Source organism: Streptomyces akebiae (assembly GCF_019599145.1).
GTDB classification, from domain to species: Bacteria; Actinomycetota; Actinomycetes; order Streptomycetales; family Streptomycetaceae; genus Streptomyces; species Streptomyces akebiae.
This window is the reverse complement of sequence record NZ_CP080647.1, coordinates 6,332,801-6,347,690: the sequence shown is the minus strand read 5'-3', so window position 1 is coordinate 6,347,690 and position 14,890 is coordinate 6,332,801. Positions and strand designations below refer to the sequence as shown.

The 14,890-nt window shown below is 71.3% G+C and carries 13 protein-coding genes; 5 read left to right on the top strand and 8 right to left on the bottom strand.

The genetic code is table 11. The annotated features are described in order from the left end of the window. Positions 1–44 precede the first annotated feature (44 nt). Entirely contained in the window at positions 45–2,399 is a 2,355-nt protein-coding gene (locus K1J60_RS27310) for an immune inhibitor A domain-containing protein (RefSeq protein WP_220648499.1), read from the bottom strand. A gap of 438 nt (positions 2,400–2,837) precedes the next feature. On the opposite strand from K1J60_RS27310, the gene K1J60_RS27305 reads away from it, so the two are divergent. Continuing rightward, positions 2,838–3,125: a hypothetical protein gene (locus K1J60_RS27305; protein WP_220648498.1), complete on the top strand. Its 288-nt coding sequence runs from the start codon at positions 2,838–2,840 to the stop codon at positions 3,123–3,125. Positions 3,126–3,233: 108 nt separating this feature from the next. Here K1J60_RS27305 and K1J60_RS27300 read toward each other — a convergent pair whose 3' ends face one another. After that, positions 3,234–3,938: an RDD family protein gene (locus tag K1J60_RS27300; protein WP_220648497.1), complete on the bottom strand. Its 705-nt coding sequence runs from the start codon at positions 3,936–3,938 to the stop codon at positions 3,234–3,236. A gap of 120 nt (positions 3,939–4,058) precedes the next feature. Next, a complete protein-coding gene (locus K1J60_RS27295; protein WP_220648496.1) occupies positions 4,059–5,786 on the bottom strand; it encodes an RDD family protein in 1,728 nt (575 codons plus the stop codon). 263 nt (positions 5,787–6,049) lie between these two features. Here K1J60_RS27295 and K1J60_RS27290 point away from each other — a divergent pair, with 263 nt between their 5' ends. Then, on the top strand, positions 6,050–6,463 hold the full coding sequence (locus K1J60_RS27290) for an SsgA family sporulation/cell division regulator (protein WP_220648495.1): 414 nt from the start codon (positions 6,050–6,052) through the stop codon (positions 6,461–6,463). A gap of 25 nt (positions 6,464–6,488) precedes the next feature. Here the strand turns inward: K1J60_RS27290 and K1J60_RS27285 are convergent, their stop codons facing one another. Beyond that, positions 6,489–7,895: an FAD-binding oxidoreductase gene (locus K1J60_RS27285; protein WP_220648494.1), complete on the bottom strand. Its 1,407-nt coding sequence runs from the start codon at positions 7,893–7,895 to the stop codon at positions 6,489–6,491. A gap of 89 nt (positions 7,896–7,984) precedes the next feature. Here K1J60_RS27285 and K1J60_RS27280 point away from each other — a divergent pair, with 89 nt between their 5' ends. After that, complete coding sequence (locus K1J60_RS27280; protein ID WP_259407939.1) at positions 7,985–9,466, top strand: tetratricopeptide repeat protein; 1,482 nt, start codon at positions 7,985–7,987, stop codon at positions 9,464–9,466. Positions 9,467–9,682: 216 nt separating this feature from the next. Here K1J60_RS27280 and hppD read toward each other — a convergent pair whose 3' ends face one another. Beyond that, positions 9,683–10,846 carry a 4-hydroxyphenylpyruvate dioxygenase gene (gene hppD, locus K1J60_RS27275; RefSeq protein WP_220648493.1) on the bottom strand — a complete coding sequence of 388 codons (1,164 nt, stop codon included), beginning with the start codon at positions 10,844–10,846 and terminating at the stop codon, positions 9,683–9,685. A 122-nt stretch (positions 10,847–10,968) separates the two neighbouring features. Between hppD and K1J60_RS27270 the strand changes: the two genes are divergently transcribed. Beyond that, positions 10,969–11,469, top strand: coding sequence for an Lrp/AsnC family transcriptional regulator (locus K1J60_RS27270; protein WP_220648492.1), 501 nt, complete (start codon positions 10,969–10,971; stop codon positions 11,467–11,469). 126 nt (positions 11,470–11,595) lie between these two features. Here K1J60_RS27270 and K1J60_RS27265 read toward each other — a convergent pair whose 3' ends face one another. Continuing rightward, positions 11,596–12,396 (bottom strand): S16 family serine protease, encoded by an 801-nt coding sequence (locus tag K1J60_RS27265; RefSeq protein WP_220648491.1) that lies wholly within the window; start codon positions 12,394–12,396, stop codon positions 11,596–11,598. An 81-nt stretch (positions 12,397–12,477) separates the two neighbouring features. Continuing rightward, positions 12,478–12,954 (bottom strand): MarR family winged helix-turn-helix transcriptional regulator, encoded by a 477-nt coding sequence (locus tag K1J60_RS27260; RefSeq protein WP_220648490.1) that lies wholly within the window; start codon positions 12,952–12,954, stop codon positions 12,478–12,480. Between the two features lie 85 nt (positions 12,955–13,039). On the opposite strand from K1J60_RS27260, the gene K1J60_RS27255 reads away from it, so the two are divergent. Next, the gene (locus tag K1J60_RS27255; protein ID WP_220648489.1) at positions 13,040–13,870 is read left to right on the top strand and encodes an alpha/beta fold hydrolase; all 831 of its coding nucleotides are present in this window, start codon (positions 13,040–13,042) and stop codon (positions 13,868–13,870) included. A gap of 95 nt (positions 13,871–13,965) precedes the next feature. Here the strand turns inward: K1J60_RS27255 and K1J60_RS27250 are convergent, their stop codons facing one another. After that, positions 13,966–14,607: an IclR family transcriptional regulator gene (locus K1J60_RS27250; protein WP_033525002.1), complete on the bottom strand. Its 642-nt coding sequence runs from the start codon at positions 14,605–14,607 to the stop codon at positions 13,966–13,968. Between the last annotated feature and the right edge of the window lie 283 nt (positions 14,608–14,890).

Here is a 14,890-nt window from a genome sequence, read left to right as displayed (position 1 = left end):
AAGAGGGTCACGGCCGGACATGCTCTGACCTGCATAAATGCTGTTTACTTCACTGCGGGGCCCACCTGGACCGAGATCGTGGAGCCGTCCTTGGCCTCCTTGACGATCTTGATCTTGGTGTTGGTGTCAGTGATCTTGACACCGGCGAGCGGGCTCGCCTCGTCGTAGTAGGTGCTGGTCCGGTCGTTGAACGTGGACACACCCTTCGACGACGGGATCTTCGTCAGGACATCCGCCTTGTGCAGCTTCAGACCGTCCGTGCGGTAGAGACTGAAGGGCGAGTCGTAGGACTGGATCCGGCTGCGCATCACCGTGCCGTCGGCCCACTTCAGCGCCGCCGGGTGCGAGTCGACCGGCAGGACGAGACCCGTACCGGGGTGCACGCTGGTGTTGTTGTCCGCCTGCGAGGTGTCCCACTTCCAGATCAACAGACCGTTCTGGTAGGGGAAGTGCTCCACCCAGGACGGACGCGTGGTCGAGAAGCCGAAGTTGTACGGGCCGACCTTCAGCGTCTTGTCGTACGACACGTACTGACGGTTCTCGGCGATGTAGTACTGCGCGTAGTCGTCCGTGATCGACGCGCCCACCCGGGAGAAGCCCTTGGCGGTCCAGGCCGCGTCCGCGCTCTCCGCGTCGTCCGAGAAGAGGACGGCGCCGTCGGCGGTCACCGCGATCGAGTCGGCCGTGAAGCCCTTCGGGGCCACGCCGCCGTCGGTCTGGTAGCGGAAGCGGAGGTCGAACTTCTGGCCCGCGTAGGCGTCCAGGGAGTACGACAGCTTCTTGTACGCGGCGGAGGAGCCGGTCAGCGCGGGCTTGCCGCTGGCGTCGCGCGGGATCGCCGCGCCGTCCACCGTGCCGTCGATCGCGGTCCAGTTGGCACCGCCGTCGGTCGACACCTCGGTGTAGAGGTAGTCGTACTCGGCCTCGATGTCGTACCAGCCGTCCAGGGTCAGCGCGGCCGAGGACTTGCCCGTGAGGTCCACGGAACGGGTCAGCGTGTTGGCGAGGTTGTCACCGCTGCCGCTCCACCACTGCGTCGAACCCTGCGCCGGCTCGACGATCTCGGTGGTGACCTTCTTCTTCGGCAGCTCGACCACCAGGGCCTGCTTGTCCTTGGTGTTGTACTCCGCGACCCCCAGCTTGTGCTTCGACTTCGTCGCGGCCTTCGCCGTGTCGTAGTCGAGCCAGCCCAGCTGCAGCTTGTCCCAGGCGGTCATGTCCCCGGGCAGGTCGCCGATGGCTTCCTTGCCGGTGCCCAGCCAGGAACCGGAGGACATCAGGGTCCAGAAGCCGGTGGAGTTGTCGCCGCCCTGGGTGTCGTAGTGGTCCGGCAGACCGAGGTCGTGGCCGTACTCGTGGGCGAAGACACCGAGGCCGCCGTTCTCCGGCTGGATGGTGTAGTCGCCGACCCAGATGCCGGTGTCACCGATCTTGGCGCCGCCGAGCTTGTTGCCGGCCGGGCCGGTCGCGCCGGCGTCCGAGCCGAAGGCGTACCAGCGGTGCGCCCAGATGGCGTCCTCGCCCTGCGCGCCGCCGCCCGCGGACTCGTCCTCACCGGCGTGCACGATCTGGAAGTGGTCGATGTAACCGTCGGACTCGTTGAAGTCGCCGTCACCGTCGAAGTCGTAGCGGTCCCACTGGTCGAACTCGGCGACGTCCGCCTTGATCTCCGCGTCGGTGCGCCCCGCTGCCTTCTGCTGGGCGACCCAGGACGTGAGACCGTCGCTGACCACGTTCCACACGCTGGAGCAGGTGGACTGGCCGCAGTAGTTGGAGCCGTAGCGGGCCTCGTTGTAGGGGACCTTGACCCAGTCCGAGACCTCGCCCTCGATCGAGTAGCGGCCCGAGGACTGCTTCTCGTAGTACTTCTTCATCGACTCGGTCTTCTTGCCGGTGCCGAAGTACAGGTCCTGGAAGTGCGCCTGGTCGTAGTCCGCCTGCCAGGCCGTGGAGTTGTCCTGGGTGCGGTCCGGCTCGGCTATCTGGTTGTGCAGCGGGCCGGGGGTGCCGCCGTAACGGCTGTCGATCTCGTCGCCGAACTCGACGAGGATCGTGAAGATCTTGTCGGTCTTCTCTCGGCCGAGCTCGACGTACTTGCTCTTGCCCTTCTTGCTCTGCAGCTGCACGACCTGCGAGCCCTCGCGGTTCTTGACCGTGGCGTCGCCGGATATGACCTGCTGCAGGGCCTCCTCGCGCTGGGCCTCCTGCGTCTTGCTCAGGGGGCCTTCGAGGTCGTGGTCGTCGGCGTGCTCGTGGTCCGCCGGGTCGTGCCGGTCGACGGACGCCGCCGGAGCGGTGTCCGCGGCCTGCGCCACGGTCAGGGCGGACATGGTCGCCGCCGCCGTGGCGAGTGCGACGCCGATCGCCGCCGCTCTGAACGTCCAGGGTCTACTGGTCACTTGAGTTCCTCCCCCGCGTACCGTTCGCGCGGAAGGGGGATGGCCCCGATCGTGGAGGAGTCCGCGCGCGGTATACGCGTGTAGTCAAGTGGCGCCATTCGACCGGAGTTTCGACATAAAAAACAGATCTTGACTTGGACAGGTCAAGTGGATTATCGGCGTCCAGGGGAAGCGCTTGTTCGTTATCCGGTCGTTACGCGCGCGGCACGCCCGCCTCTCGCCCGCCTCTCGAACCGGCGCGCATATGCGTCCACTTGCCGGACCCCATGAATCCGTGCGCCCCCTGTGCACCCGGCACCGTGTGTCAGGTCACGCTTACCCGTCGTTCCACTCGGGCACCCTGGCGAATAGAGTCGATTGGCGGAGCGCCGGAGGTCGGCAGAAGCCAAGCCGACTGCACTGCTTTACCTTTGATTCCCACCCGAGGACACGATTGCCATGCCTCGTCCGACGACCGCACAGCTCGCCTACGGCTCCTGCACCGTGATCTTGTCGACCCTTGCCATGCTGCTGCTGTCACAGACGAGTTCCGGCGCGGGCATCGCGGTGATCGCGCTGTCCGCCCTGGCCCTCGGCCTGCTCGTCGCGCTGACGGTGCCGCTGCCCAAGTCCGCGAGCGGCGCCGCCGCCCGCCCGAGGGCCTCCGCCGCCGCCCCGGCCCGGAGCCGGGTGGCCGCGCGGTCCGAGCCGGTACGGGAACCCGTGCACGAGCGAATGAGTTCCTGACCCTGCACTGGGTGACAGTTTGCTGAAACGCTTCGGCGGGCCCGTGGACCACGGACCCGCCGTCGTCGTGCGCCCCCCGTGCTCGACCGGCCCGCTCGACCGGCCCGCTCAACCGGTGCTGACCACCACCGTCTTGGCCGCCTTGTCGTGCAGACCCTGCTTGTAGGGCTTGTCGAAGAAGCTCCAGCCGCCCGCGATCGCCGTCCAGATGCAGGCACAGCAGAAGGCGAAGGGGATCCACAGCACGGCAGCCCGGATCAGCGCGGTCTGCGCGGAGGGCGTGGAGCCGTCGTTGAGGTTCGCCACCCGCAGTCTCATCAGCTTCTTGCCGAGGGTCTGGCCGTTCCTGACGGTGAGGAACGTGTCGTAGGCGATGTAGAGGACCGCCGCGAGCACCTCCTGGCCCAGGGACTTGCCGAACTCGAAGTCGTCCGAGTCCACCGTGTACTGGCTGATCCTGAACGCCCACGCCAGCAGCACCACCACGATCCCCACCAGGATCATGTCGATGATCCGCGCGAGCACCCGCTTCCCGCTGTCGGCGAGCGGCGGCATGCCGGAGAGCGGGTCGTTGGGGTACGGCCCACCGCCATAGGGGTCACCACCGTAGGGACCGCCGCCATAGGGAGGGGGCTGGTCACCGGGCGGCCGGCCGCCGGGCGGCGGTTGCCCGGCGCCGCCCCCGTACGGCGGTTGCCGGGGCGGCGGGTCGTACGGGGAGCCGCCGTCCTGCCGCGGCGGGGGCTGCTGCTTCCTGAACGGGTCCTCGTCCGGGGACTGACCGGAGCCGAAGGGCGGCGGTTCGGTACTCATGGCCCGAGTCGACCGCGAACCCCCCGGCGCCGCATCCGGCACGGGGCCGTCCGGGGTACGGGGCGTCCGGGGTACGGGACGTCCGGGGTACGGGACGTCCGGGGTACGGGGGCGAGGGCCCTAGTCGCCCGCCACGAACGTGCGGGCCGCCTTGTCGTGCCAGCACTGGCGCCACGGCTTGTCCCACACGCACCACAGGACGCCGATCACACCGATGCCGAGCAGCCCGGAGACGGTGTGGACGAGCCAGCGGCGCAGGGAGCCCGCGAACGACGGGGGTTCCAGGCCCTCGATGTCCCGGACCTCGATGCCGAGCAGCCTCTTGCCGAGGGTGCGGCCCCACCTGGCGGTGGGCAGCACCTCGTAGAGGGCGCTGACGAGGAACAGGACGCCCAGGACGATGCCCAGGTAGACGGAGGTCGTGCCGTCGACCAGCCAGACGGTGACCTTCTCGCCGGAGAGCTTGGCCGCGTCGATCTTCTCGTCGATGTGGTCGACCGCCTTGGTGCCGAACGGCACGGCGGCCACGGCCGTGACGCCGCCGACGACCAGGCTGTCCACCAGCCGGGCGGCCAGCCGTCTGCCGAGCCCCGCGGGCCTGGCCTCGGACTGCCGCCGGGCGGCCGCCTGGAAGGGGTCCTCGACGACCGGCTTCCACGGCGCGACCGGCTGCTCCCCGTCGCCCCCGGCCAGCCGGTGCACCTGCTGGGCCCAGGAGGGCTGCCCGCCGCCGATGCCGACGGCCATCGGGGTGTCGGCGGACTGCGGGGCCGCTGACTGCTGGGGCACGCCCGGAGCGAGTTGCGGGGCGGGCGCGGCCTGCGGGGACTGGGCGGAGTGCGGGGCCGGTGGGAAGCCGCCACCGAACGCGGGCTGTGGCTGCGGGACCGGGACGGCGGGGGTGGCGGGGGCGACCGCCGAGGGGCCGGGGGCCGGAGCGGAGGCCGCTGCGGCCGGGACCGTGCCGCCCGTCTGCGGGCCCTGCTGCGGCACCGAAGGGTCCTGCGCACCGGGCGGAGTCTGCGGGCCCTGCTGAGGGCCGGACGGTGCCGACGCGGGCGCGGAGGACTGCGGGGCGAGGCCCAGGGCCTGCTGGGCCGCGACCTGGGCCGGGGTCAGGGGCACGCCGAAGGGGGCCGGGGCCACGGGGGCGGCCCCGTCCTGCTCCCCCGTGCGCGAGGGCGACGGACGGAACGTCATGGTGCCGTCCGACGGCGGGGTTTCCACGCTGCCGGCCGCCTCCGGGCGCCCGGAGGTGTTCGGGCGCCGGAAGACCACCGTGCCCGGCGTGGCCCCGGCCTCGTCGTCGGAGTCCGCCGGCGGGATGGTCGCCGTGCCGTCCGTGCGCGCCGTACGCCCGGGATCACCGAGGCCCGCGGCACCGGTGGGGCCGGCTGGGACGCTGTCGTCCGCGGTGCCGCCCGTGTCCCCCGTACCACCCGTGCCGGCCGAGAGGGAGAGACGAGGGTCGGCGCCGGGGGCGGAACCCCAGGACACCCGGCGGTCCTTGTCGCCGCCGAACCCGGTCTGGCGGGAGCGGTCGGCGCCCCACGCGGAGGCGGGCTCGGGGCGGGAGCCGTGCAGGGTGTTGTCGGCGGCCGGCCTGGCCGTGTCGCCGTCGCTCGCGGGGTCCTCGTCGAAGAAGTGCGGGCCCGTCTCCTCCACGGCGCCGGGCGGGCCGGAGCCGGGCGGCGGGGCGAGCGGCTCACCGTCGGAGGGCGCCGGACGGCTCGTACCCGGCACCCAGGCGGCGCCGTTCCAGTACCGGACATATCCAGGAATGGACGGGTCCGGGTAATACCCTTCGCGGGGCCTGTCGTCGCCGGGGGCCGGGGTTGGGGCGCTCATGTCCGTCGTCCCGTATCTGCTCGTGGGTTTGGTGGAGGCATCCAGATCTACCAGACGTCGGCACGGTCCATGACCGCTGCCTCCGGACCCGCCCCATTCGCGCACGGATCTGCTACGGGCGGAGCGGGCCGCCTGGTGCCGGTAGCCGGTCGGTGGACTCGCCGGAAAAAAGTTTCGCGAATCCGCGTAATGCTTCGTGGCCCACGCCCCTCTCACTCGTACGGGCCCGCCGACGGGCCCTCCAGGAGAGAGGAACGATCACCATGCGGCACACCGTCGTGGAGCGCGAACTGGAGCTCAGACTCGTCCTGTCGCCCGAGCGCAGCATCCCCGTGCCGGCCAAGCTGGGCTACCGCAGCGACGACCCGTACGCCGTCCACATCACCTTCCACGTCAACTCCGACCGGCCGGTGCACTGGACGTTCGCGCGGGAGCTGCTGGTCGAGGGGGTGTTCCGGCCGTGCGGGCACGGGGACGTGCGGGTGTGGCCGACGAAGGTGTCGGGCCGGAGCGTCGTCCTGATGGCGCTCAGCTCGCCGGACGGGGACGCGCTGCTCGAAGCGCCCGCCGCCGCCGTGTCGGCCTGGCTGGAGCGGACCCTGCGGATGGTCCCGCCGGGCTCGGAGTTCGACATGCTGGGCATCGACGACGGCCTGGCCGAACTCCTCGCCCAGTGAGGCGGGTGCCTCGGGAACGACGGCGTCAGAACAGCTTGCCCGGGTTGAGGATGCCCAGCGGGTCGAAGACGGATTTCACCGCCCGCTGCATCTCCATGCCCACCGGGCCGAGCTCCCGCGCCAGCCACTCCTTCTTCAGGATGCCCACACCGTGCTCGCCGGTGATCGTGCCGCCGAGTTCCAGACCGAGGGCCATGATCTCGTCGAAGGACTCGCGGGCGCGCCGGGACTCGTCGGGGTCTGCCGCGTCGAAGCAGACGGTGGGGTGCGTGTTGCCGTCGCCGGCGTGTGCGCAGACCCCGATGGTCAGGTCGTACTTCTCGGCGATGCGGTCGACGCCGTCGAGCAGCTCGCCGAGCTTCGAGCGCGGCACGCACACGTCGTCGATCATCGTCGTGCCCTTCACCGCCTCCAGCGCGGTGAGCGACAACCGCCGTGCCTGGAGGAGCAGTTCGGACTCCGCCTCGTCGTCCGCCGGAACGACCTGGGTGGCACCCGCGGCCTCGCACAGCGCGCCGACGGCGGCGAGGTCGGCGGCCGGGTCCGGGGTGTCGAAGGCGGCGAGCAGCAGCGACTCGGTGGTCTCCGGCAGTCCCATGTGCGCGAGGTCGTTGACGGCCTTCACCGTCGTACGGTCCATGAGTTCGAGCAGTGACGGGACGTGCCCGCCGGCCATGATCCGGCACACCGCGTCGCAGGCGGCGGCCGCCGAGGCGAACTCCGCCGCCAGCACCAGCTGCCGGGGCGGCCGCGGCTTGAGGGCGAGGGTCGCGCGGACGACGATGCCGAGCGAGCCCTCCGAGCCGACGAAGAGCCGGGTGAGGTCGTAACCGGCGACGCCCTTCGCGGTGCGCCTGCCGGTCGACATCAGCCGGCCGTCGGCGAGCACGACGTCCAGACCGAGGACGTACTCGGCGGTCACCCCGTACTTCACACAGCACAGGCCGCCGGAGGCCGTGCCGATGTTGCCGCCGATCGTGCACATCTCCCAGCTGGAGGGGTCCGGCGGGTAGTGGAGACCATGCTCGTTGACCGCCCGGGAGAGGGCCGCGTTGACGACGCCGGGTTCGACGACGGCGATGCGGTCGACCGGGTTGATCTCAAGGATCCGGTCCATCTTCGTGAGGGACAGCGCGATGCAGCCCTCGGAGGCGTTGGCGCCGCCGGACAGCCCGGTGCGGGCGCCCTGCGGGACCACCGGGACGCGCAGTTCGGTGGCGGTCCGCATGACGTGCTGCACCTGTTCGACGGTTCGGGGCAGGACGACGACCGCCGGGACGGCCGCCTCGCAGAAGCTCGCCATGTCGTTCGCATACGAGGCGGTGACGTCCGGGTCGACGAGGACCGCCTCCGGTGGCAGGCCGCTGAGCAGTCGGTCGACGAGGTTGCCGGTCGTCTCGTCGGACGGGGCTTGGATACGGCTCATGATCACAGGTTCGCACTCGCGGCCATCGGTGTGAACCCGTCGGCGCGAGCGTTCGGGTGCCGGATGTGGTCGTCGTATTGACGCACAGTGACGGCATGTCTGTGGAGAACGAGGAGCGGGCGGCGCGGGCGGTACGGGCGGTGCGGGCGGCACTCGCGGCGCGGTGGCCGGGGCGGGTGTCCGGGTGGGGGCGGTACCGGGGGCGCGGTGGTGGGGTGGCGGGGGCCGTCGTCGGGTGTTTCGTGCTCGGGGGTGTGCTGATGGTGGCGCCGCCGGACGGGGGCGACCGGGGCGGCCCCGGTGAGGCGCGGGTGGTGGGCGCGGCCGGGCCCGGGCGTGAGGGGCGGCGGGCGGCGGTCGTTCCGGGGACCGGGGTGTCCGCCGGAGTGTCCGCCGGGGTGCCGGCCTCGCTGCCCGATGTGGTCGCGACCGTGCGGCAACGGGAGGCCCGGGTGCGGGCCCGTCCGCGTGACCACGTCTCGTGGGCGGTGCTCGGCGTGGCGTACGTCGAGCGGGCCCGCCGGACCGGCGGTGTCACCGACTACCCCCGGGCCGAGCGCGCCCTGCGTACCTCGCTGCGGCTCCGGCCGAGCCGCAACGCGGACGCCCTCGAAGGCCTCACCGCCCTCGCGGTCGCCCGCCGCGACTTCCGGGCGGCGGAACATTGGGGCGAGGAGGCCGTACGGGTGGCGCCGGGCCGCTGGACGTCGTACGCGCTGCTCATCGACGCGTACGACGGGCTCGGCCGGTACAAGGCCGCTCGCGCGACCCTGGGCAGGATGCTCGCCGTCGACTCCGGGCCGGCGGCCAGGGCGCGGGCGGCGCGGGTCCACTGGGACCAGGGGGCGCGCGAGGACGCGGCGGCGGCGCTCTCGGACGCTGCGGCCACCGAGACCTCGGCCACGGGGCCGTCGGCCGCGGGTGCGGCGTGGTGGGTCAGGGCCGGCGAGCTGGCCTGGGAGCGGGGCGAGGCGGAGCAGTCGTTGCGGTACTGCGAGGCCGGGTCCGCCTCCGCCGGTGGTGGTGAGCCGGAGGCCGGGCCGTGCCGGGGGCGGGCGCTGGTCGCGCTGGGGCGGACGGCGGAGGGGGTGCGGGCGTACCGGGTGGCGCTGTCGAAGCGGCCGTCCGCCGAAGTGGCCCTGCGACTGGGTGAGGTGTACGAGTCGCTGGGGCGGGCGAAGGAGGCGCGGAAGCAGTACGGCGTGGCGCGGGCGCTGGTGGCGCGGTCCGCCGCGGCCGGGGTGAACGAGTCGCTGGTCCTCGGGGCGCTGGAGGCGGACCACGGGGATCCGGCGGAGGCGGTGCGGGTGCTCCGTACGGAGTGGGAGCGGCAGCCGGGGTTGCGGGTGGCCGATGCGTTGGGGTGGGCGTTGCATCGGGCCGGGGAGGACCGGGAGGCGCTGGGGTTCGCGCGACGGGCGACGGACCGGGCGCGGGGTGGGGAGGTGCGGAGTGCGGCTTACGCGTATCACCGGGGGGTGATCGAGCGGGCGGTGGGGTTGGAGGCTGCGGGGCGGCGGCATCTGGAGGAGGCGCGGCGGTTGAATCCTTACTTCGCGGGGGGTGGGGGTGGGTGATGCGCGTGAGGGGGGTGGGGGTGGGGGTGCGTTGGCGGGTGCGGGTCCGGTGGGGGTTGCTCGCGCAGTTCCCCACGCCCCTGAAAAGCAGGGGCTGCGCCCCGTGCTTTTCAGGCCCGCAGGGCCTGGGCTTTCAGGGGCGCGGGGAACTGCGCGAGAAGCCCCACCCAGGCCGCACCCGCCGACGCACTCGAACCCCCGAGCTCCAAGGCGCCCTCACAAGTTGCCCCTCTTCTCCTGCTCCCTCTCGATCGCCTCGAACAGCGCCTTGAAGTTGCCCTTGCCGAAGCCCATCGACCCATGCCGCTCGATGATCTCGAAGAAGACCGTCGGCCGGTCCTGGACCGGCTTGGTGAAGATCTGCAGCAGATACCCGTCCTCGTCCCGGTCCGCGAGGATCTTGAGTTCGCGGAGGGTGTCGACGGGGACGCGGGTGTCGCCGGCCCACTCCCCCAACGTGTCGTAGTAGGAGTCGGGCGTGGCGAGGAACTCGACACCGGCCGCCCGCATCGTCCGTACCGTCCTGACGATGTCGTTCGTGTTGAGCGCGATGTGCTGGACGCCCGCGCCGCCGTAGAACTCCAGGTACTCGTCGATCTGGGACTTCTTCTTGGCGATGGCGGGCTCGTTGATGGGGAACTTGACCTTCAGCGTGCCGTCCGCCACGACCTTCGACATCAGCGCGCTGTACTCGGTGGCGATGTCGTCGCCCACGAACTCCTTCATGTTGGTGAAGTCCATGACGCGGTTGTAGAACTCCACCCACTCGTTCATGCGCCCGAGTTCGACGTTGCCCACGCAGTGGTCGATGGCCTGGAACGTGCTCTGGGCGGGCGGCTCGACGAGGGGGTCGGCGGGGACGTAGCCGGGGAGGTACGGGCCGTCGTAGCCGGTGCGTTCGACGAGGGTGTGCCGGGTCGTGCCGTAGGTGGCGATCGCGGCCAGGACGACCGTGCCGTGCTCGTCCTTCAGCTCGTACGGCTCGGTGACGGAACGCGCGCCGTGCTCGACGGCGTAGGCGTACGCGCGGCGGGCGTCCGGGACCTCGATGGCGAGGTCGATCACACCGTCGCCGTGCTCGGCGACGTGCTCGGCGAGGAAGTGGCCCCAGGTGGTGGCGGGTTTGACGACCGAGGTGAGGACGAACCGGGCCGAGCCGTTCTCCAGGACGTAGCTCGCCGTCTCGCGGCTGCCGGTCTCGGGGCCGGCGTAGGCGACGAGGCGCATGCCGAACGCCGTGGAGTAGTAGTGGGCGGCCTGCTTGGCGTTGCCCACGGCGAAGACGACCGCGTCCATTCCCTTGACCGGGAAGGGATCCGCCTGCCGTGCGGTGCCGGGGACGTCGTGCGTGCCGGGTGTGTGCGCGGAGGTGGCTGCCATGACCGCAGAGTCCTCCCGCACCACAAGGTGTGCAACAGTTGGCGTGTCAGCTGGACAATCTGTTCAGCGACATATGCATCATGCGGCTCGTTCTGTGCAGCATAACCAACTCGGGAGGCCTGGTGGCGATCGATCATCTGGACGGGCGGTTGATCGTCCTGCTCGCGCGCGAGCCCCGGATCGGGGTGCTGGAGATGTCCCGGCGGCTGGGGGTCGCGCGGGGCACGGTGCAGGCCCGGCTCGACCGGCTTCAGTCGAGTGGCGTCATCCGCGGGTTCGGTCCCGAGGTGGATCCGGCCGCGCTCGGCTACCCGGTCACGGCGTTCGCGACCCTGCAGATCCGGCAGGGGCAAGGGGCGGACGTACGGGCGCACTTGGCGACCGTGCCGGAGGTGCTGGAACTGCACACGACGACCGGCAGTGGGGACATGCTGTGCCGGCTGGTGGCCCGGTCGAACGCCGATCTCCAGCGGGTGATCGACCGGGTCGTCGGTTTTGACGGCATCGTCCGGGCCGCCACGGCGATCGTCATGGAGAACCCCGTACCGCTGCGGATCATCCCGCTGGTGGAGCAGGAGGCGCTTCGCGAACGTACCGAAGGGCACCGGGAGACGACGGCCTAGCCGACAACCCTGGGGCACGTACCGGTGAGCTTCCGGGAGTACACCGGGAGTAGGCCGGGATTACGCCGGCAATTACCGCGAGAAACCGCTGTTCGGCGCTTTCAGCACGCCGGCGCGGTGTTCCCGTCAGCAGCTCGGTACGGAACCCTTGCCCGTCTCCAGCGCGACGAGGGAGCCGACCGCGCCCTTCAGGGTCGTCACCGGGATGAGACGCAGCCCCTTGGGCAGTTCGGCCTTGGCGTCGGAGCACTCGGCCTTGGGGACCAGGAACACGGTGGCGCCGTCGCGACGGGCGGCCTGGGTCTTGAGGGCGACCCCGCCGACCGCGCCCACCTTGCCCGAGGTGTCGATGGTCCCCGTACCGGCGATGACGCGGCCCCCCGTGAGGTCGCCGCCGCTGCCGTCGCCGTCGAGCTTGTCGATGATGCCGAGGGAGAAGAGCAGGCCCGCGCTGGGGCCGCCGACGTCGGCGAGCCGCAGCGTGACCTCGACGTCACCGGAGTCCTCGCCGAGGTAGGCGAGCGCGGCCTCGGTGGCGGTGTCCTGGGACTGCTTCATCTCGGCCGCGTTGTGCTCCTGGATCTCCTCGGTGGTGTCGCCGCTGGGGTAGACCGCCTCGCGCGGCATGACGGCCTGGTCGGTACGGAACCAGCCGTCGAGCACATCGCCGAGGTGGATACGGGCGTCCGGTCCCGTCGCCTCGATCGTCGTCATCCGCAGCTGGCCGCTGGTCTCGCGGGCCTCCGCGCCGCTGATCGTGATCACCGGCTCGCCCTTGTTCTCGCCGAGCACGTTCGCCGTCATCCCCGGCTGCGCCACGGAGAACGGCAACGGCGCGAACGTCACCGTGGCGAGCAGCCCCACCACCGGCAGCGCGCTTATGGCTACGGCGACGGGACGCGAAAGGCTGGAGAGACGAGAGAGCACGGAGTCAATCTAACGTGAGGGACACTTCCGGCCAGGGGGCGGTGGTGCCCCGGACCGCAGCCGAGGCCGGGGCGGCGCGTCTCAGTTGACGTCCACGTCCTCGAAGAGGGCGAGGAGCTGCGTCAGGACCCGCACACAGGAATCGACGTCGGCCGTCGTCAGATCGCCTCCGGCCTGCTTCAGCAGCGCGCTCTCCCGGGCGACCAGCGCGTCGATGGCCGTACGGCCGGTGTCGGTCAGCCGGATCAGGGAGGAGCGCTGGTGCGCGGGGTTGGGGATGGCCTCGACGAGGTCCCGCCCGGCCGCCTCGTTGACCATCCGCTGCACGAACTGCCTGCTCAAGGCCAGCGTCCGCCCCATCTGCGGCACGGTCATCGGACGCTCGGCCATCCGCAACAGCTCCAGGACGGCGCGTACGCCGACAGGGAACCCCTCCTTCCGTTCCTTCAGCTCCAGCGCGCGGGTCGTCCGCCGGTAGAGGGGCCCCAGGACGGCGAACACCTCGGACAGCCGCCCGGCGAGCGCGTCGGGCGGCAGCGGCTCATTGGTCTCTGTCACCGGCTCATTGTCTGCCACTCCCCCACCGCACCAGAGAATGACAACTGGGTTGTCATCTTTCCCTCAACATGACACCTTGGTTGTCATGACTGATGCCTCGCAGGTCCTCACACGCACTTTCCGGTCCGACGACGGCCCCCTCGCCTACCAGGACGCCGGTTCGGGCACCCCGCTCGTGCTGCTGCACGGTGGCTTCACGGACCACACCATGTGGCGCGACCTGGTGCCCGCCCTGACGGCGGCAGGTCACCGGGTCATCGCCCCGGACGCGCGAGGGCACGGCGCCTCCGCCAACGCGAGCAAACCGTTCCGCTTCACCGACGACCTCGCCGCACTGCTGCGCCACCTGGACACCGGCCCGGCGGTCCTGGTCGGCATGTCGATGGGCGGAGCCACGGCGGTCGACACGGCCCTGGAGCATCCCGACCTCGTACGCGCCCTCGTCGTCAGCGGTGTCGGCACCAGCGAGCCCGAGTACACGGACCCCTGGACCAAGGACAGCGTCGCCCGGTACTACGGCACGCTGATGTCGGGCGACATCGAGGGCTGGCTCGACGTGGTCGGCGAGGCCGTCGCCGGCCCGTACCGCACGGTCGAGGACGTGGACCCCGACGTCGTCCGGCGGGTACGGGAGATGAGCCGCGCCACCGCCCTCAAGCACACCGCCGGCGAGACGGACTGGCACGTCCCGGTCACGGACACCTGGGCCCGCGCCGCCGGCATCACCGCCCCCACCCTCGCCGTCAACGGCGCCCTGGACGCCCCGGACCTCATCGCCATGGCCGAACGCCTGGTCGGCACGGTCGCCACGAAAGGCCACACCCTCACCATCGAGGGCGTCGGCCACTACCCGAACATGGAGCAGCCGGAGACCTTCACCACACACCTGCTGGACTGGCTGGAACTACACCCCTAGCAGGAGGCACCCGTGTCACCGAAGCCGGAGTCCGCGGCACCGCGGCCCGAGTCACCGGGCCCCGCGTCCCAGCCCCTGTGTCACCGGCCCCTGCGTCACCGGAGCGCGTCGGCCACTTCCCGTGCCGCGTCCATCACCCGCGGGCCCACCCTCTCCGGCACCGCGTCGGCCAGCATCACCACGCCCACGCTGCCCTCGACCCCCGTCACCCCGAGCAGCGGCGCGGCGGCTCCACTCGCTCCGGCCTCCAGCTCACCGTGCGTGAGCGCGTACCCCGGCCAGTCCCCCGGCTGCTGCCGCCCCGACAGGATGGCCCGCCCCGCGGCCCCCCGGTCCAGCGAGTGCCGGAACCCGGCCCGGTACGCCACGTGGTAGTCCGTCCACGTCGGCTCGACGACGGCGACGGCCAACGCCTCGGTGCCGTCGACGAGCGTGAGGTGGGCGGTCGCCCCTATGTCCTCGGCCAACGAGCGCAACGCGGGCAACGCGGCCTCCCGCACCAGCGGATGCACCTGCCGCCCGAGCCGCAGCACACCCAGCCCCACCCGGGCACGTCCGCCCAGGTCACGACGGACGAGGGAGTGCTGCTCCAGGGTGGCGAGCAGGCGGTAGACAACAGTCCGGTTGACCCCGAGCTTGTTGGACAGTTCGGTGACGGTCAGCCCGTGGTCGGTATCGGCGAGCAGCTTGAGGACGCGCAGTCCCCGGTCAAGCGTCTGAGAGGTCTCCGCGGTCACGACGCCCACTCCTTCTTGGGTGAGGGCGGCGACCCCTGTCACGGCTGATGCGTCACCGGTCCCGTTCGGCGACGCGCTACAGAGGCCGCCGATCGGCTGAACCCGGATGATCCGGGCGGAGTCGCTTCACGGCTGCGCTCCGCGGCGGCGCTGCCACGGGGCGTGTGCGTAGCGGGACAGTAGACGAGCGGGTTCGCTAAGCGGAAGACTCCGTCCAGAATCCGGGCAGTGTCCGGTACGGACTACTTCGTTTTGTCGCGAAATGTACGAGCGCACCACGCAC